Origin of the sequence: Ensifer sp. ENS08 (assembly GCF_014852195.1) — a bacterium.
In the GTDB taxonomy this organism is placed as follows: domain Bacteria; phylum Pseudomonadota; class Alphaproteobacteria; order Rhizobiales; family Rhizobiaceae; genus Ensifer; species Ensifer adhaerens.
The window spans coordinates 186,913-204,486 of sequence record NZ_JACVBF010000013.1 but is presented as its reverse complement, the minus strand read 5'-3'; the positions used below and the strand labels follow the sequence as shown (position 1 = coordinate 204,486).

Here is a 17,574-nt window from a genome sequence, read left to right as displayed (position 1 = left end):
TTGAGATCTCCAAAACCCCAACAGGATAAGCCGAAAGGCCGGAAGCGTGGCTGTCCCTCAATCATCACCTGCATCTCAGTGATCCGTTCTCTCAGCGGACGCGGTCTCTTTCATGCCACCTCCTTTGATGGCAAGCGGAATTGCCCGCCCATCGGGCAGGTTGGCGAAATGCCGAATTTGCGAGGATCAGGCCTTGTCGATGCCGGCCCGGAAGGTCATTGCCGCCTGAGATGTCAGGCCGTCAGGGTCGCGGAATACGCGGCGACCATCATATTCAAAGTAGACCATCGCGTTTCCCGGCAATGGAAAGTCCACTTCGTGAAGCGCATCCTCGACGGCGCGCGCCACTTTCTTGACTTCCGGGAAACCCGGCTCGCGTGACCAGGCGTCGATCTGCAACACAAATTCCGTGGCCCGAACGCAATCGGCGGCCTCCGGAAGCTCCTGGTCGGGACCAAGCGAGACGTACGGAAATGTGGCCGTCACCTTGTTCGTGGCCGGATCTCGCGGCACGTGATCATAGACGCGATCGCTAATCAGTGCCGTTAGCGCGGGGTCGTTTTTCAGGCGCGCGACGATGGCGACCTGAAGCTCAAACGATGCGTCGCTCATGATGCCGCCACCTTTTTCGCAGCCTGCCGTGAGGCCTTCCGAACCTGACGCACCGCGTCTTTGCGACTGGCTCGCCAGCTCACATAGAAATAGGGCTGCGCCGGTTGGTCCTGCGTGCCGAACTCCTGCCAGCGTGCATAGTAGGCCTCGACGCTGCCGGCGTAGATGGTGATGGTAAGATCATCGCCCATCTTCGATTTCACCGTGGCGACGATGCCAGCACCCTTCGGTGCCTTGCCCCACGTCCAGCCGATGCTATCGCGCAGCACGCCATCCTCGACGGGCACCAGGCGCTTCATCATCTCAACGACCTGGTCGGCAACCTTGCCCATTTCGGTCCGGATGAAATCCTTGGCAACTGTCGGCAGGCGCTTCAGCTTTTTGTCGAGCTTGGCGAGATTGAGGATCTTCGTCATCCGTCAGCCACCCCGCTCTCACATAGGAAGTCCAGCCAGAGGCGGTCGTCGGAGCGGGTGATCTCTCGGATGTTGTAGGAAACACCCGTCCATTTCCCGTTGACGAACGCCCCGGTTCTGACGTCCCGCATGCGCCATTCCGTCGAAACCTGCAGCACCTGGTCGGAGGCGCGAACAAAGACAATCTGGACATGCTTGCCCTGCAGGCGACCGGCCATGACAGCCTCGCCGCCCCGCAGGTTGATGACGCCGGCCCGCCGATCGAAGCGCTCGATCCACTTGCCGACGGTGTTTCCCGCGCTGTCGTCGATCAGCCCGCGCTGATCGAACGCGTAGCGGTGATAGAGATCACCCGCCGACCTGTTCGCCATCGATCGCCTCCCTGCGGTTAGCCGCGACCTTCACCGCTTTGCCCGCGGCAATGGCCTGCTCGGCACACTCGCGCTTGACCGTCATTTCCATGCCGGCGAGATAGGCCACCGTGACTTGCGGTGTCGGCCGATAGTCGAAGTCGCCCGTAAAACGAACACGCATGACGGCCTCCTAGCTGAAGGTTCGATATGGCTGCAAAAGCGCCTCAACGGCAAAAGGGAGTTGTACAAGTGTTTCGCCGGTAACCACCGGCGAGCGATGCCGATACCATTGAGCTACAAGCATCAGGACGGCGACCTTGATATCTGGAGGTGCAGCAGGCACCCACGCATTCGCATCTGCCTCGCTTCGCACACCATAGCCGGCGCGATAGCGGATCTTGATATCGCCCGGCCGGCCACGAACCGCCGGCAGGTTCTCAAGATACAGCGGTTCAGAGAACGGCAAGGTGCGCTCGACACCATCGGGATCGATGTACTTGATCGAAACGATTTCCACTTCAGGCGGGCAAGGCAGCGTCAGTGGATTGCAAGGCCAGCTTTGCAATTGCCATTCCAGCACCTGAAGGCCGATCGCACGGCCCAACCAGGTGTCGGGACCGTCGATCCACCGGCATGCGGCGCGAATGAAGCCTTCAAGGAGAAGGTCATCCTCGACATGCTCAACGACGAGATGCGCCTTTGCCTCCGCTAAAGTGACGATCGCAACAGGAGGCTCTATTACAAGGAGAGACATTGGGCGCACCTCGGTCGGAAATCACTTGTTCTTCGGCGCCGGCTCGGCCTTGTTCTTCGGCGCCAGCAGCGCCTTGCGGTTCTCGTCGGTCGCTTCGACGGCGAGGCCCTTCTTGATCAGATCGTTTGCAGCAGCGTCGCTTTCGATCTCGAATTCGGACTTGCCGTGTACGTGTTTGGTTTCGTCCGTGTAGAAGCTGTCTTTGGCTATCAGTTTCATGGCACTTCTCCTTCTGTTCATGAAACGGGCGGGCACTGCCCGCCCGTTGGTATGAACAGAAGCGATCAGGGCGCCGTGCTGGCGGTGATCGCGTCGGAGAAGTCGCCCTTGACGAAGGCCTCCGGACGATAGGTTGCGAGGGCAAGGCGCTCCTCGGCACGCAACGTGATGAGGTTCTTGCGGAAGTTGTCGCTGTCCTCCGTCGAGATTTCGACGTTGGCCTCTTCGCGGTCGAAGATCTGTGCGCCGAGATCGAAAGCGCCGGTCAGGAACTTGTCGACCGTCATCGCCTGCGTCTCGACGACCGGCAAGCGCCAGAGCCGCGCTTCGGCCTGGTTCTGCGGGTTGCCGATGATGTGCCGGCCAGTGGTATCCTTCAGCAGTTCGATCGTCGCCCAATCGACCGGGTTCATAACGACACCGTTCGGCGGGTACTCCGCCAGGAACGCCTGAAGCATCGCGAGGCGGATAACATCGATCTTCGTCACGCCCGCCGGGATCTGAACAGGCGCAGCATAGGGCGAGGCCTGCGTATAAATGCCGTTCAGATTGGTGCCCGTTCCGCTGCCCATCAGAAGCTGCGCTTCCTCAACGAAGGCCAAGCCGTAACGGAGGCGACCGTCAACATACGACTGCAGCATTGGAACATCGTCGAGGATCTGCTTGGTGGCGAGCACAAAGTGGGCGATCGTGGCGACGGGCGCGGTCACGATATCGAACTTGATCTCCGACTGCGGCTTGGTCGTGCCGGCCGTTTCCGAGACGGTAGCAGCATTGTTAGTGAAGCCGGTTTCCTTGACGTACTGGATCGCGTTGGAAGCGGTGTTGCCAGGCGTAATCAAGTTGCGGATGGTCATGCGACGCTGCGGCGGGGCAACGACGCCCGGAACACGCTGCGGAACGATCAGATCGCCAGCGGAGCCGTCCGCATCGGTGGTCAGGGCGGAGATGATCGCCTTGACCGGAATCGAAACGCGCCCCTTGCCGCCCGACTTGACGAAGTGCTTGAAGTCGTCGTGATCGGTCACCATTTCGCCGATCGACTTCCTGCGTTCCGGTCCGCCAGGTCCGCGCACCATCTTCTGTTCGATTTCGGTCATGCGAGCCGAAAGCTCGTTGTGCTTGATCAGCGCCTCGTCGGCAGCCTTCTTGGTATCTTCCGTCACCTTGCCGAGGTTCTTGAGTTCGGTGCTGGTCAGTTCGGCAGATTTCTTGACCTCATCGGCAGCCGCCTTCAGGTCGCGGGCCAGCCCTTCGAGATCAGCGCCGGCGCCGGCTGCGGCCGAAGCGGCGATAAGGCCAGGTGCATGCAGGGTCGAGAGATCAACGCCATAAAGCGTGATTGCGAAGACGGCGGCGAGGGCAAGGCACACGAAGGCGCCGAGCGCGACCGCCCGGTTGAATTTCATCGTCATAGAGATGTTCCTGTAGTTAGCGCGTGCGAAAGCTGTTCACTGCGTCGTGAAGAGCCTTGATGGCAGCGTCTGTTGCGGGGTTCGCCTCGCCCTCGGAGTCACTCCGAATGGCTTTTGCATAGCCATGCGAGGCGATCGCGAGGGCCATGCTTTTCGGGACGCCTGCCTCTCGCAGGATGTCCTCGAATTCCTTGGTAGGCATGGGATCACCGTCGCGAAGGCGACGAGCGAATTCATCCATGCGTTCCGATTTCACAGCCTCGACGCGAGCACGGCGGTTGGCCGGGAAAGTGACGCAGCTGATCTCCCAGAGATCGAGCTTCTTCAAAAGTCTGATGCCGTCTTCTTTCTCGTGCTCGATCTCGCGATAGCCGATCGACAGTCCGCGAACGGCCTTGGCCTTCAAGAGTTCATAGACCTCCTTGCCGCGCTGTATCGAGCGGATGATCCGGCCCTTACCCCAAAGGCCTTTTGCATCTTCGGCCAGATCTTCCCAAACGCCGATCGGCTCTTCGGGATTGTGCGCCCAAAGCATCACGACAGAGGTTCCATCGCGCTTGTGACGAGCCAGGCTCTCGATGAAGGCACCGGGCATAACCTTCTCGCCGTAGCTGTCGACATTCCCGAAGATGGAGCCGTACCCCTCAAAGGTGCCGTCTTCCGACAGATCCTTGATCTGCAGGCTGAAATCCTTGGTTTTCATGGTGGTCATTCCTCGTCGAGTGCGGGACCGCCGTTGTGGCCCATCATTGATTTCAGGCGCTGGTCGATCACCTCTTCAAGGCTCCCACCAAACAGCAGGCTCAACATCGCCGACCGGACCTGATTACTGGCAGGATCTTGCCGCCCGAGCTGGTCGAGGGGCAGAAGATTGGATTGCACCGTGAGCATGTCGCCACCGGGCATCGGAGCCCGGTTGTCGAGGGCGCGGCCTTCATTGCGCGTCAGGAAGCCGTTTTGCCCCAAGGCGCTCAGAAGCGCTGCTCGGCCCTGACTGTCGGCGCGCAACAGCCCCTCCAGATTGAACTCGGCAAAGATGGTTGACCGTTCAGATGGACCGATCAGCTGCTTTTTGATCGCCTGCTCGATCCGCGTCAGATACGGCCGGAGCGAGAACGTCAGGAAGCCGATCATCTGCTGCTCGAGTCCGGTTCCCCAGCTCGTCGACTTTTCCGTGTGACCGATCATAAAGGGTGGCACGCGGAACCATCGGCAAATCTCTTCGACGTGAAATCGGCGCGTCTGAAGCAGCTGCGCATCTTCCGGGTTCATGCTGATGCCGGCGAAGTCAAATCCGTGCGGCAGGGGCATGACCTTGCCGGCGTTCAAAGATCCCATGAAGCCGTTGAACAGCTCCAAAAGCTCCTTTCGCTGCGCCGATGTCGACTTGGTACCGGCCGCCTCCTTGATGAAGCCGGAGATTTGCAGGCCATTGCGGAACGTTTCGGCCGCCGTTTCGTCTGCCGCCAGCGCGGTTCCCATCGTCTGACGGGCGTAGCTGATGGGCGATAGGCCAACGATGCCACCAACCCCGAAACCGCGAACGTGGAAAACCCTTTCCTCGTCCATTTCTCGATAGCCGTCAGGACCGCTGTAGCAGTACACGCGCCGGCCTTGTTTGTTGCGACGGACACGCATCAGGTCCGGCTTCAACTGGTCGACAGCGACCAGCCTCGAACCAAAGAATTGCTTTTCGCCATAGAAATTGCCCCAAAGGCACAGACAGGCGACGATGGCCTCAAGAAACTCCGCCGCCGTCTGATCGGCATTCGGGCTGTCATGCAACAGACCATAGAGCGGAAGATCCGGAGCCACTGACTTTGCCTCGCCGTTGCGCCGGTATGTAAGCAGCGGCAACGTTCCGATTGTCTCCGACAGGAGCCGAATGCATGACCACGCGGTCGCGAGCTGCAACACGGTATCGGGCGTGACCGATTTGCCGGCCGCGCTGCTGACACCCATCGCTGCCCGCATCGTCTCCGCATCATCGCGACCGGAGAGCTTAACATTCCGCCTGCTGAATAGGCCTGTCCAAATGCTCATCCCTGCGCCGCCATTTCTTTGAGAAAATCGCCGATATCTGGCCCGGCGCCTGCCGCTTCAGGATTGCGGCTCATGAGTGAGATTGCGTTGAAGCCCGAAATCACGGGGTCGATCTTCGCTTTACCGGAAACCTGCTTGGTGATGATCACCGCGTTCCCGGCTTGCTGTGCCTTGGTATTGCTCACGCACCAGGACAGCATCTTTGAGCCACAATGCTTGAGCGTGCCGTCCTTCAGTTTGCGCTCTGCGCCCCAGATGGAACTGGACAGACGATAACCCTGCGAAACCGCAACCAAGGCTTCATCCGGAATGCCCTTGCTCGTAATTTCATCGACCATCGCTGCAACGCCTTGCGGGTCCAAGCCAATTGCGCCTCTCTCAGGCATCAGGCCAATATTCCACACCCGCTCCAAAATCGCGGCGACATCCTCGATGTCCTGTGTCGGCGTTTTGCAAATGACCAGGTCACCATCGTCGGAGAAGTCGGTCAGCCTCGCGGCGATTTCCTTTCGCAAGCGAAGAACGTCCGGCTGCGCCCATGCCCTCGACCACCACAGCCATTGTCGAGTTAGCTTGTGACGCCCGAGAAGGGTCAAGCCTAAAAGGTCGTCCAATCCCCCGCCGTCGATGCCGCCCACGATGCAATCGCAGACCTCCAAGAGGTATTCGATCGTAATGCGCCGATCGGCCGCACCAGGCCAGTAGTCCGAACCGATCCACCGCCCGCCATGCAAGGCCAGCCCGACCTGCACGTTGAGGTGCTGAGAGGCCCATATCTGAATGGATTCGTCGCCCTTCTCTCGTTCCGCCTCGAAATCAGCGACCATGCTATCGAGGTGGAGCGACCTTCCGAGGTTCGGCATAACGAGATGCCAATTCCGTGGATCCATCCACGGCTTGCCCTCGTCGATCTGCATTGCCTCCGGAAATTCGTAGAGAATGGGAAGCATGCGGATGTTGCCGGTGATCCGGCCGTCGCGGACACCGCGAGCATACTCAAGCTCGGCTTTGAATGCGCCGGCGGGCTCCTCGTCACTCTGGGTCGAGATGATGATGAAAAGGCTATCTCGGCGCCGAACCAATGCACCGCGGATCTGTCGAATGACGCGCGTCGCATAGCTGATACTACCCATAATGTGCAGCTCATCGAGCAACACGATTACCGGCTTGGAGCCAGTCATAACCTTCATGTCGAAGGTCTTGATCTTGATGAAGGCCTTCGTAACCCGGTCGCGGATGACCTTCTTGTGATCCTGAATGTGAAACCGCTTCTGAAGGTAGCCCTCCTCGTCGTCTTCGATCATCCCGACGGCTTGCTGAAAAGCGGCGTCGGCGATTTCCTGCGTGGGGCCGACAAACAGGATCTCGGCGCGCGGGATCTTGTTCGCCAACAGACAGGTGACGATAAGACCGCCGGAGTATGTAGTCTTCGAGTTCTTCTTGCCGACCAGGGCGAAGATCTCGGACACGTGGCGCACGCCATCGTCGTCTACGCTGCCAAAGACAGTTCGGACGATATCTTTGAACCAAGGACCGCAAGCCTCGCCGAGCGACGGCTTGTCGTCGATGTCAGGAACCCGAAGCTTCTCGAAGATGCGAAGGCCACGTTCCGCCTTTGCTTCGTCTAACGGCAGGTCCGGAATGATTGAACGCCCCTGCTGAAGCCGTTCAAACCAATCCGGGCAAGCAAAATTCCAGCTGCTTGCCAGCGCTTCCGGACTAACGGCGAGGCTCATTGCAGGAGATTTCCCCAGTCGCTGTTCTGATGGCCGGTCTTGGCGTCTTCATCGAGCTGGGCTTTCTTGCCCAGCTTCTCTGGCTTTGGATCTTTTGCGGGCTGACGCCTCTGAGGCGCTGCAAGTTGCGCTTTGTCGGCCAGATCCAGAATTCGGCCCGTCGCAACTGAGTTGCCTTGGCGCATGCGCTTGTATGTGACCATCAGCGCTTCGGCCTCGACAATGTCCGCACCCGCATCGAGCTCGCGGGAAAAATGTTTGCGCAACGTCTTCTCGTCGCAGCCGATGTAGCGGGCAATCCGCTCATGGTTCCAACCTGCGCACCGCAGGACAGTCACAAGCTCTTGATTTTCCGCCACTTTTGCGTAGCTCGGCCGACCACGCCTGTCTTTGATCGGCGCAATCGGCTTGCCGAAGAGGTCGAGTTCCAAGCCCTCTTCGCCTTCCAGGTCAGATTTCTCGCTCATGACGGAAATAAAATCTCTGAATGAGGGGGACGCGGGTCTAGGCGCCGGAGGCCCGCAGACTTTTGACCCACCCCCCTTGCGTCCCGGTCGCGGCGACCCTAGGGTTGCAATCCCTGCCTTCACAGGCAGTCTGGAAGGGTGGCCGAGTGGTTGAAGGCTCCTGACTGATACTCAGGCAGACGTGAAAGCGTCTCGCGGGTTCGAATCCCGCTCCTTATTTGAGAACGCCGCTCCGGTTCGCCGTCGAGCGGCGTTCCGCATTTACGGACCGAAGCTGCGCCGTTCCTCTTTCTGCTTGAGCTTGTCGTGGCACGGCTTGCAAAGGCACTGCAGGTTGCCCTCATCCCAGAACAGCTGCTCGTGGCCTTGGTGTCGGATCTTGTGGTCAGCGACCAGTTGAGAGGTGTTGGGTTCGATGCGTCCGCATCCCACCATCTGGCACGTGAAGAGATCACGCTTCAGCACCTGCATGCGCAGCTTCTGCCAACGCGCCGTCTTGTACCACTTCCGCCAGGTCACGTTGCGATCGCGCTCTGCGAGGCGAGCTGCTTCACCTTCCGGCCGAGCGATTCGTGAGCCCAGCGTCGTCAGCCGTGGCTTGAGTGTTGAGAGTCTGCCCATAACCCTTAAACGAAAAAAGGCGACCTTTCGGCCGCCTGTCATCTGGTCATAGCTTTCGCACTGGCCCTGAGTCGGTGCCTCGCTTTGGAGGCGGTCAGGGTAAGGGGCTGGTGAACGTTGGTCCCTGAGGCTGGCGCCTGCTCTGCCCTAGCTCTAGGCTAGGGGATCGGAGGGGTACGTCTTCCGGCTCGTCCGTTGGGAGAATGACTCTCATAACTTCTTCAAATACGCAAGAGGCATGCTCTCAATGTCGAAAGCCTTGCCCTGCACATCAATACGAACGCTGGCCTTCGCCTCGCGGCACCACTTAACCGCCGTCACAATGCACCTGAACCCGGAGAACGGGCCGAACACGATATCCGCCTCAGTGCCCTGCCCGATGCTCTTGTCCGTCGCGACACGCAGCGGGTTTTTGCTCCTGAAAACAGCCACATCGCTATCCTTGATCACGTGATAGCCCGCAGCACCGCCAACGAAGTCGAGAACGTTTTTCTGGTTTCGAAGCGCTGAAAACGCCTCCGCTGACGGCACCAGGCGAACCAGCAGATAGCTCGCCAATCGCGGCACTTCGGCCTCGATTTTCCTGCCGGCTCGTACAGAAACGATCTTCTCGCGAGGCAAGAAGACCTCAACATTGGCCGCCGTCAGTGCATTTTCCACATCGAATTCTTTACCGCGCAAGACGTGCAGGCAGTACCAGCGGGCGTTTTCAGGGTTCATTTCGGTCACTTTCATTGAGGCTGCCTTCAAATTCCTTGCTGCGATTCGCCGTATGCGATCCCTGAAACCGTCTCTCGGTTCGGTCGCGAGCGGTGTCCCAATCATGCCCCTATGCTGCATCATCAACGCTCCGCTCCTCTGCCTTTGCCGCACGAGCGGCGGTTTCAAACTCGTCGAGGCCTTCCGGCCCGCCCTTCGGGAAGTAGACGACGCGCATCGAGCCGGGATCAGCCACGAAGGGCCAATTCATCGCGGCATAATGATCGCGCCAACGCCCGTACATCTCGCAGCCAACGCGCACCGCCTCGCACAGATCGGAGAACACCGCACACCATGCCTCGGCCTTCTCTGAGCCACGCTCGGCCGCCAGATCGTTGAGCCTGTTGGCCTCGGGATAGCCAGTCTCCAGCAAGCGACGGCGATGCTCTGTGCCCTCGAAGTCGACAGGGAACACGAGATCCTTGCCGTCCCACCAGATGCCCTTGCGAGCTAGGTAAGCTTGCGCTCGCGCTTTGCTGGTGCGGCTGAGGGTTTCGAACATGTTGCGGGCAGATTGACGAGCGTCCTCGGGCATGGCGATCGCAACCGGTCCGTTGAGGAGCGCCAACGTTCGAAGCCCTGCCCATTGCGGACCGAAGGGCGCAACGTTCACGCTCTCGGGGGCGCTCATCTTCGGTACGATCGCGGCAACGTCGATGAACTTCCGATCCCTCAGGTAGACGCCGAGCGGGGCGGCATCGGCCTCGCCCTTGCGCTCGCCGGATTTCACCTTGGGGCAAGCAGCCAGATAAGCGTCGCGGCGCTCCTCGGCCAGCAGACGATCCTCAGGCGAGAGCTTGACGAACTGGTCGAAGCCCCATTTGGTCGACGACTTGAGGACGTTCGGCCACGGATTGCGATGACGGCCGATCTCCAGAGCCTTGTATCGACGCTCAAGCTCTTTCCGATCTTCTTCCCGCTCTTCGCGCGCACCCTCTCTCTCTAATGGTTCTATTGGTGGTTCTATTACGGTTTGGGTGTCACCGTGACACCCGTAATTGTCGTCGGTGTCACCCATAGCTGTCGCCGTTGACACGGGTGTCACTGTGTCATGGGTGACACCATGACACCCCTCGGCGACCGCTTTGGCGAGGGGAAGCCGGTTGATGGCAGGCATATTGAAGTCGTAGCGCGTCGCCTCGCCGGGGCGATTTCCACCCTTTTTCACGACAAGCAATAGCCCCTCATCCACGAAGGATGCGAGCATGCGCTGCACGGTGCGCTCGGAAAGCTCGGTCTCGACAGACAGGCGCGAGATCGTAGGGAAAATGCCCTTGCCCTCGTCGTCGGCGAAGTCGGCCAGGCGAACGGCGAGCATCTTGCGATTAGCCGAGCCGAGGTGCGCCTTGAACAGTTGCGACATGATAGCGATGCTCACACTGCACCGCCTACCGGCGCGAGCTGCGCCGCGCCCAAGAAGCCCTTGAACCGGATCTCGACCTGACGAATCGCGCCGCTCCGCGACTGCTCCGAGCCCGAGGCCGGATGACCCGTCTCGGTCACCCAGATCCGCCAGCGCCAAACCTTGGCCCTTCGCACGGGCGGATAGATCGCGCCCACATCTACGTTACCGCACATCAATACGTCCCTATAGCCTTCATCCAACCAGTTCATGCTGCTGCCCTCTGCACCGCGAGGTGACCGCAATTGGCCGCGACGAGGGCGCGCGCGACCGGGGGAGAGACGGAGTTACCGACGCAAGAGACCTGCACGGACTTGGAGAAGTCGCGCCAGACCGACGCGCCTGTGTGGTAGTCCCACGCTCCGTCGATGATGTAGTTCGGTGGGAAGCCCTGCGCGTTGTAGAGTTCCCGCGGTGTCAGCATGCGCATGCCGATATCGACGATAATGAAGGTCGCCCCGCCGATCTCGACGGTGACGAACTCGCGATCGTCCCAGAAACCATGCGCCCGCATGAATAACGCGACCTGCCGCGCCCGTTCGGCCTGAGCATCGGTGAAAGGGGGCACCCCAATCGTTGCTTCGATATGCCCGTGACGGTCTTTGGTGGTGACCGTCCGCATTGGTTCTGTCTCGTGCTGCCCTTCGCCCGTGCCGTAGTAGGCCTGCAGATAGGGCGTCACGAGCTGCGACTTGCCGCCGCCATCTGCCATCACCGTCGCCGCCGGAACGTCCACTCCGTGGCCGGTGGACGTGCCGAACTGGCGAGCGACAAACGCTGATACGACACCCTGTTGACTTCCGGTCTGCGTGACCGTCGATAGCGGTTCATCGGCAGCTCTACCAGGATTGACGCCACCGTCGCGCCGGCTGTCGCTGTTGTGCTGCGCCATAAACGCGACAGCAACGCAGCCATCGGCCTTCGCCGTAATGGTTGCCGCCGGTTCGTCGCCGCCCCGTGGCCGGCTCTGCCCCGCCCGGCCACCGCAGCCGACCAACGTAGGCACGATAACGGCGTTCTGGTCTTTGCTGCTCGCGGTGATCGTGTGGTGAGGATCTTCGACGGACCGGATAGAGCCGCCCTGCTGCGCAGCCGTCAGGACCGGCGCAACCAGCGTTAGACCAGCGCCACCGGCAGTAATCGTGTGGGTCGGCTCGTCAGCGCCATTGAACGGCTTGCCCGCGTTCCGCATGGTCATCAGATGGGGCGCGATCACCGCGTGGCCGATCCCTCCAGCAGTCACAACACCATGCGGCTCATTCAGCGGGTACTCCCGCCGTCCGCCGCTGTCCCCGTGAGCCACCGATATCAGGGAGGGCGCGATAACAGCCTTCTCACCACGGTTAGCGCCTGTGATCGCGTTGAACGGCTGATCCAGCGGCTCAAGCCGAGCGCCATGCGTGAGATTCACAAGGAAAGGCTGCTCGGCATCGAGAACGTAGCGCTTCATACCGCGAGCGACGCGGGCCATGGTCGCGTCGGCGAGCGGACGGACAGCCCGAAGCTGGTGCTTGCCCCAGATCTCGGCGGGCGTATCGAAGATCGACGGGCACGGCAGCGTCCAATCGATGCACTCTGCGGCGGTGCGCCAGGGCAGCTTCTTGCCTTCGATGACATCAGGATCGGATGGCTTTCCGTGCGTCGGCTCAGGCCAGACGATGGGCTGGCCGTCAAAGCGGATGATGACGAAAAGGCGCTTGCGGATCGTCGGCGCACCGAAGTCGCAGGCCTTCAACTCGCGAAACTCGATCTTGCCGCCAAGTCGCCGCAGCTTCCCGCACCACTTCTGGAACAGCTCGCCCTTGCGCTCGGGATCCGGCATCAGGCCGCGCTCGGTCTCCACCAGTGGGCCGTAATCTTTGAACTCCTCGACGTTCTCCATAATGATCACGTCGACCTTGCCGCCGCTCTTCTGGATACGCTCTACCCAGCCGGGGATAATCCAGCAGAGATCGCGAATGTTGCGTTCTACAGGCTTGCCTCCCTTGGCCTTGGAGAAGTGCTTGCAATCAGGCGAGAACCACGCCAGCCCGATATGACGGCCTCGCATATGGTCGAGCGGGTCGATCTGGTAGACGTTCTCCGAAATGTGCTCGGTTTCGCGGTGGTTGGCCGCATGCAGTGCCAGCGCAGCGGGATTGTGGTTGATCGCGATGTCGGGGGATCGGCCAAGCGCCATCTCGATACCCGTCGACGCGCCGCCGCCACCCGCGAAGCTGTCGACGATCATCGGAACGTCAGTCCAAACTGCCGACATGGCGGCGGTGCTGATCTCGGCCAAAAGGTCACTTCGAAACATTCGCGGCCTCCATGGTAGCGGGCTCGCCGACAAGGGCGAGCAGTTCGGTGCGAGCGATCTCGCGGGATTGGGTGATTTCGGGTTTCAGCGTGCCGTCCGGCTCACGTACCGCACACAAGGCGGCAATCTCGGTCGCGAGGTAGGTGAGGCCCTCGCGAAGGTTGGCGCGGACCAGAAGTGACCGGATCGACAACTGGTCGCGATAGAGAACGCTGGCAGGGACAGTGAGAAGCCAGCGGGCGCGCTCGCAATTATCGGCAGCCCTTATAAGATCTTCGACGAGGAGCGACGTCACGGGGCGCTCCCCATGGCGGGTCGCCATCGCCCCTCACCATCTGGAACGATCAGCCCATCTGCCTCGAAGCTGGCTAGCAGGGCACCGGCCACCAGGTCGCGAACACCGACGCCTCGGCGCATGGCGCCGATGTCGAAGGGCTCCGTTTGAGCATTGAGCCAATTGAGCGCACGATCCCGCTCCTCGCTGACGCGCTTATCGAGCGTCTTGCGCGGTGTTTCGCGGGCGAATTCGTCAGGCTGCGATGGCGCGGAGAACGACATGGGGGCGATGTTCCCGCCTGCCCCCGGCAAGAGAGCCTTGGCGGTCTCGAACTGCTTCCAGTCAACACGGATGATGCGCGGGAATCCGTCTCCGTAGGTTCCGTCGTCGTTGCGCTCCCAAACGAAGAACGCCGTATTCATCTGGCTTGACGCCTCGGGGCCGCTCCATCCGTCCCGGTGCATCATCGGCAGGCGGCGGCTGAACAGATAGATTCGGGATGGCGGGTTCTCGTCCATGACGAAGACCCGGTTTGGATCGGCGAATCCGGCTGCAAAGTTCCAGTTGAGCAACAGCGCCATCTTGCGCGGCTTGTGCTCGCGCAGCGCATGGGCGGCGAAGGTGTTTGCCAGATCGTCATAAGGTGGGTTGGTGACGATATCGGCGCCCTCTGAGCCGCCAGCCTTCGAGAGCAGGAAATCACCAACCTGCTGCAACTCGCCGTGTCGCGTAGCAACGCCACGATCGACGAGATCCGCAATCATCACCTCGTAGCCCGCCGCCTCCAGCGGACGCAGTATCGCGCCCTTGCCGACTGCCGGTTCCTTGACTGTCGCCGAGAAGCTTTCGAGCGCCAGCAACGTTCGGATAGCCTCGATCGGTGTCTCGTAAAGCTGGTCGCCCTTCTCGTCCCTCGAAGCTGAACGCGTGCCGATTGCGTGGCGGATAGCGTTACGCGTAGGCGCGAGCCCCGCTTCAATCCGATCAGCAATGGCGCGCTCGACAATACCGGGGGCCTTTAGCTCGGCATCGCGCAGCTTTCGCGCTTGGTGAAGTGCGCGGCGATCGACGCCGATTTCCTCAAGTTTGAAAATGTCGTCAGTCTGGACATTTTTCGGACGCCCCTTGCCCGACACCTCTCCGCGCCCTTGCGCAGCGTCCACGATCTCCGCAAGCCGGATGGTCGCATAGGTCTCGACCTTCAACGCATCCGCCTGAATCGCCCGAAACTTCTTGATCAGTTCCCTGCTGGCCTTGACCTTCTCGGCATAGTTCGCCGCTGCTTTGGCTTCCTCGTAGGCACCGCCCGAAAGCACGAGCGCATGGCGAACGTCGTCTTCCGTCAGCGCACCGCGCGCCCGTTCGACGGTCGCCAACAGGTCGTTTTCGTCGGCGCGAACGGCGATTGCGGGGGGCTCGTTATTCGGCTTGGAAAAATGCACGCAAGGCGGTGACGTGAACAAAACAACGCCACCACCACCGCCTTCGATGGCGATCGGCTCGACAACGGCGATCTGAGCATGATTGGCCGCGTGAAGGGCGACGGCTTCGCCCCTGTGGTTCACAAGCTCGGCGACAGAAACCGGTCGATCTATTCCGGAAAGCTCGTAGCCTTTTTCGGTCGGATACCAGATGCAAGCGTCTTTTGGGTGGCGGCGCAGCAGTCCCCGGCTGTTGAGGTTTCTGCAGGTCTTCATGTCGCCCTCGGTCCCGACGACCAGCACGCCTTCGGCCAGCGCCGCGGACATGAATCTCTCTGCCTTCTCGCCTAAGTTCTTCGGGAGGTCGCCAATCATTCGCCGTCACCGCCGACGACACGCAGAGCGGCCTTACCGCCGCCCTGCGCCCTGATCGTTGCGAGCGACGCCCGAAACTCCGTCAGCGCGTTGATTTGAGCTGCGGCCTTGCGGTCGGCCACATCGGCCTCGGCCGCGGAAACGTAGCCGTCCGCGATGGCGAGCGAGAAGCTGTGCGTCAGTTCGGCGTCGTGTCGCTTCGCCTCGGCGAACGTTGCAAACACGCTCGTCTGGCCGCGCTTTTCCTCCTCGGGGTCGCTGAGCCGCCGCCCGTTGATTTCCGCCATGACGGCGGTAACCAGGGCGACGCCGGTATCGGCCTCGCAGACGACGATTGCAGCAAGCGGCATCAGATCCGACTCAGTCGAGCTGTTCCAGCGTCCGACTTGGCTCTTCGAAAACGTGGTGATCTCTGCAACGCGTTCGATGCCGCCGGCGCGCTTGATCAGATCTCGCTGTGCCGCCTTGATGCGATAATTCCAGGTTTCGGAAACGGTCATTAGCTGCCTCCAAGGCAATGAAAAGCGCTTCCCGCGCCGGGAAATCCGGTCGGGTTTTCCCGTGGTGGGAAAGGTTCGGAAGTGAGAGATTCAGGCCGTCAGCTCAGGGAGGGCCGCATGGATAGGCGGATGGGAAAACAGCGGCAGGGACGCGCAGGCCAGACGCGCGCCCCTGCCAGGTGGCAAGGCGCACGGGAGGGAGGAAGCCCGCGCTTATCGTGCCTTGCGATGGTGACTTTCTCATTCGGCACCCACTGGGGGTCCAAAGACATCCCGCCTCAAATCGTGTCGGGAAACGCCAGTCTCTCGTTCAATCGCAAGAACACGCTCGGGCGGTGCCTCTTTCCACTGAGACACCGCCTGCGGCGTGATGTTGAGTTTGCGGGCAAGAGCCGACGAACCGCCGACAGCTTTCCTCGCACGATCCAACGATTCAATTGAGAGTGAGTGTTCCATGGCGAGCAGTAAAAGCACAGCTTTAAAACAGATGCAAGCTACACTTAAATGGACGCGCGATGAAAGTTCCTCTTTCAATGCGCGTATGAACGATAGCGAACTTGCAAAGAAAATTGGCGCCGCGATCAGGACAGCCCGCAAACAGCGAGGACTGGTCATGCGCGAAGTCGCAGAGGCGGCCGATGTTAGCACCGGAGCTGTGGGCAACTGGGAGCGCGGCGCCAATGTCCTGTCGATGGATAACCTTCAGGCAGTGGCGCGCCTACTTAAACTAGATCCGGTCGCGCTCAGCCGAGGCGAACTAACCTACCTTGGCGTAGACGATCCGCTCGAACTGGCCGACGCGGAGATAGTCGGCGAGCGGGGCCCAGCTCCAACCGGGCCACTCGATGTGGAAGTGCTAGGGGTTGCAGCCGGTGGAGACGACGGAGACTTTACGCTGAATGGCGAAGTCTCGGGTTACGTTCGCCGCCCGCCAGGCATTGCCCATCTCCGCTCAGTGTTCGCACTCCACGTGATTAGCGACAGCATGGTCCCCCGCTACGAGCCCGGAGACTTGATTTACTGCGGCGGACGCCACGCCGTGCCCGGAGATGACGTAGTCATCGAAATGTACCCCGACGAAGGCGAATCACATGGAAAAGCCTATGTGAAGCGCATGACGCGCAGAGCCAAATCGGAGCTAGTGTGCATCCAATACAATCCCGCGACCGAACTCACCTTTGACGCGTATCGCATCAAGAACCTTTGGCGGATCATCCCGCTGCGCGAGCTTCTCGGCTATTGAGCCGAGCCGCCTCGACGCGGACGCGATCAGAGTCGCAGACAAACATCACTTGAATTGAAATTGTCTTGCCAGGAAGGCCTTCTTCCCGGCACGAGGAGCATTGCAAACGTGCACCCAACTGGGCAACCGAGGTCATTGGCCCGACACCCCGACCGTACAGCTCCTTTGGCTTCCGCCATCGTGAATGGCCACAATCTCCGCACTCGATAGAGAGAGACGATACCTGACCTAGGGTTGGGTCGGACGCTGGCAACATTCCATCAAACCTCCTTTGTTCTCTTTTCGTTCGCAATATTGATTCTTTCATACCGCTTGTCGAATCGTTTTTGTTAAAGCCCACTTTTAAAGTACAGCTTGCAAATTGATTTAAGCCGTGCTTTCTTTCGCTTGCCTCGTTAAAGGCGACCGCGGGAAAGATTGGCATCAATCTCCGCGTCGCCGGGAGGTTTCACCCGGTTCAAGAACGGAGACACACATGCAACCGAACGGCGGAATCAAAACTCGGCACACCCTCCAGCGCATGGCAAAAGCCATGGTCGAAGTTGGCGAGGGCTGCACGGCCGAGGATCTCAAGCGCCACAACTTCACCCCTGACCAGATCCGCCTGTTCGGCCCGAAGGCCAGCGAACTCGCCACCGCCATGGCAAACGCGGCGTAAGGCC

General features: G+C 60.5%; 22 protein-coding genes and 1 tRNA gene. 3 read left to right on the top strand and 20 right to left on the bottom strand.

Going from position 1 to position 17,574, the window contains the following annotated elements; all coding sequences use genetic code 11:
- Positions 1-186: 186 nt before the first annotated feature.
- From IB272_RS24600 to IB272_RS24550, 11 genes are all read right to left on the bottom strand, one after another.
- The gene (locus IB272_RS24600) at positions 187-612 is read right to left on the bottom strand and encodes a DUF3168 domain-containing protein (protein ID WP_192445247.1); all 426 of its coding nucleotides are present in this window, start codon (positions 610-612) and stop codon (positions 187-189) included.
- Positions 609-1,028 carry an HK97-gp10 family putative phage morphogenesis protein gene (locus IB272_RS24595; protein ID WP_192445245.1) on the bottom strand — a complete coding sequence of 140 codons (420 nt, stop codon included), beginning with the start codon at positions 1,026-1,028 and terminating at the stop codon, positions 609-611. Before IB272_RS24595 ends, IB272_RS24600 begins: the two co-directional genes overlap by 4 nt.
- Positions 1,025-1,399, bottom strand: coding sequence for a head-tail adaptor protein (locus IB272_RS24590; protein ID WP_192445243.1), 375 nt, complete (start codon positions 1,397-1,399; stop codon positions 1,025-1,027). The genes IB272_RS24595 and IB272_RS24590 overlap by 4 nt, the downstream gene beginning before the upstream one ends.
- Positions 1,377-1,562 (bottom strand): hypothetical protein, encoded by a 186-nt coding sequence (locus IB272_RS24585; protein WP_192445241.1) that lies wholly within the window; start codon positions 1,560-1,562, stop codon positions 1,377-1,379. The genes IB272_RS24590 and IB272_RS24585 overlap by 23 nt, the downstream gene beginning before the upstream one ends.
- Positions 1,563-1,571: 9 nt before the next feature.
- Positions 1,572-2,135, bottom strand: a complete 564-nt coding sequence (locus IB272_RS24580) for a head-tail connector protein (RefSeq protein WP_192445239.1) — start codon at positions 2,133-2,135, stop codon at positions 1,572-1,574.
- 21 nt (positions 2,136-2,156) lie between these two features.
- Positions 2,157-2,354: a hypothetical protein gene (locus tag IB272_RS24575; protein WP_134885962.1), complete on the bottom strand. Its 198-nt coding sequence runs from the start codon at positions 2,352-2,354 to the stop codon at positions 2,157-2,159.
- Positions 2,355-2,419: 65 nt separating this feature from the next.
- Complete coding sequence (locus IB272_RS24570) at positions 2,420-3,769, bottom strand: phage major capsid protein (RefSeq protein ID WP_246810415.1); 1,350 nt, start codon at positions 3,767-3,769, stop codon at positions 2,420-2,422.
- A gap of 16 nt (positions 3,770-3,785) precedes the next feature.
- Positions 3,786-4,472: an HK97 family phage prohead protease gene (locus IB272_RS24565; protein ID WP_192445237.1), complete on the bottom strand. Its 687-nt coding sequence runs from the start codon at positions 4,470-4,472 to the stop codon at positions 3,786-3,788.
- Between the two features lie 5 nt (positions 4,473-4,477).
- Positions 4,478-5,731, bottom strand: a complete 1,254-nt coding sequence (locus tag IB272_RS24560) for a phage portal protein (RefSeq protein ID WP_192445235.1) — start codon at positions 5,729-5,731, stop codon at positions 4,478-4,480.
- A gap of 77 nt (positions 5,732-5,808) precedes the next feature.
- Positions 5,809-7,548: a terminase large subunit gene (locus IB272_RS24555; protein ID WP_192445233.1), complete on the bottom strand. Its 1,740-nt coding sequence runs from the start codon at positions 7,546-7,548 to the stop codon at positions 5,809-5,811.
- Positions 7,545-8,015, bottom strand: a complete 471-nt coding sequence (locus IB272_RS24550) for a hypothetical protein (RefSeq protein WP_192445231.1) — start codon at positions 8,013-8,015, stop codon at positions 7,545-7,547. Before IB272_RS24550 ends, IB272_RS24555 begins: the two co-directional genes overlap by 4 nt.
- A gap of 132 nt (positions 8,016-8,147) precedes the next feature.
- Here IB272_RS24550 and IB272_RS24545 point away from each other — a divergent pair.
- Positions 8,148-8,234 (top strand) — tRNA-Ile (locus IB272_RS24545).
- A gap of 42 nt (positions 8,235-8,276) precedes the next feature.
- Here IB272_RS24545 and IB272_RS35025 read toward each other — a convergent pair.
- The 9 genes from IB272_RS35025 to IB272_RS24500 all read right to left on the bottom strand — a co-directional run bounded on the left by IB272_RS35025 (position 8,277) and on the right by IB272_RS24500 (position 16,125).
- Positions 8,277-8,534, bottom strand: coding sequence for an HNH endonuclease (locus IB272_RS35025; protein ID WP_348646809.1), 258 nt, complete (start codon positions 8,532-8,534; stop codon positions 8,277-8,279).
- Between the two features lie 312 nt (positions 8,535-8,846).
- Entirely contained in the window at positions 8,847-9,371 is a 525-nt protein-coding gene (locus IB272_RS24535; protein ID WP_246810414.1) for a transcription termination/antitermination NusG family protein, read from the bottom strand.
- 94 nt (positions 9,372-9,465) lie between these two features.
- Positions 9,466-10,773, bottom strand: coding sequence for a helix-turn-helix domain-containing protein (locus IB272_RS24530; RefSeq protein ID WP_192445229.1), 1,308 nt, complete (start codon positions 10,771-10,773; stop codon positions 9,466-9,468).
- A complete protein-coding gene (locus tag IB272_RS24525) occupies positions 10,770-11,009 on the bottom strand; it encodes a hypothetical protein (protein ID WP_192445227.1) in 240 nt (79 codons plus the stop codon). Before IB272_RS24525 ends, IB272_RS24530 begins: the two co-directional genes overlap by 4 nt.
- Positions 11,006-13,096, bottom strand: a complete 2,091-nt coding sequence (locus IB272_RS24520; RefSeq protein WP_192445255.1) for a DNA cytosine methyltransferase — start codon at positions 13,094-13,096, stop codon at positions 11,006-11,008. The genes IB272_RS24525 and IB272_RS24520 overlap by 4 nt, the downstream gene beginning before the upstream one ends.
- Complete coding sequence (locus IB272_RS24515; RefSeq protein WP_192445225.1) at positions 13,083-13,391, bottom strand: hypothetical protein; 309 nt, start codon at positions 13,389-13,391, stop codon at positions 13,083-13,085. Before IB272_RS24515 ends, IB272_RS24520 begins: the two co-directional genes overlap by 14 nt.
- Positions 13,388-15,121, bottom strand: coding sequence for a hypothetical protein (locus IB272_RS24510; protein ID WP_192445223.1), 1,734 nt, complete (start codon positions 15,119-15,121; stop codon positions 13,388-13,390). The genes IB272_RS24515 and IB272_RS24510 overlap by 4 nt, the downstream gene beginning before the upstream one ends.
- Positions 15,122-15,165: 44 nt before the next feature.
- Positions 15,166-15,669 carry a hypothetical protein gene (locus IB272_RS24505; RefSeq protein WP_112985691.1) on the bottom strand — a complete coding sequence of 168 codons (504 nt, stop codon included), beginning with the start codon at positions 15,667-15,669 and terminating at the stop codon, positions 15,166-15,168.
- A 240-nt stretch (positions 15,670-15,909) separates the two neighbouring features.
- On the bottom strand, positions 15,910-16,125 hold the full coding sequence (locus IB272_RS24500; RefSeq protein ID WP_192445221.1) for a Cro/CI family transcriptional regulator: 216 nt from the start codon (positions 16,123-16,125) through the stop codon (positions 15,910-15,912).
- Between the two features lie 85 nt (positions 16,126-16,210).
- Between IB272_RS24500 and IB272_RS24495 the strand changes: the two genes are divergently transcribed.
- Together IB272_RS24495 and IB272_RS24490 are read left to right on the top strand one after the other, a co-directional pair.
- On the top strand, positions 16,211-16,912 hold the full coding sequence (locus tag IB272_RS24495; RefSeq protein ID WP_192445253.1) for a helix-turn-helix transcriptional regulator: 702 nt from the start codon (positions 16,211-16,213) through the stop codon (positions 16,910-16,912).
- 475 nt (positions 16,913-17,387) lie between these two features.
- Positions 17,388-17,570, top strand: a complete 183-nt coding sequence (locus IB272_RS24490) for a hypothetical protein (RefSeq protein ID WP_112985695.1) — start codon at positions 17,388-17,390, stop codon at positions 17,568-17,570.
- Positions 17,571-17,574: the final 4 nt, after the last annotated feature.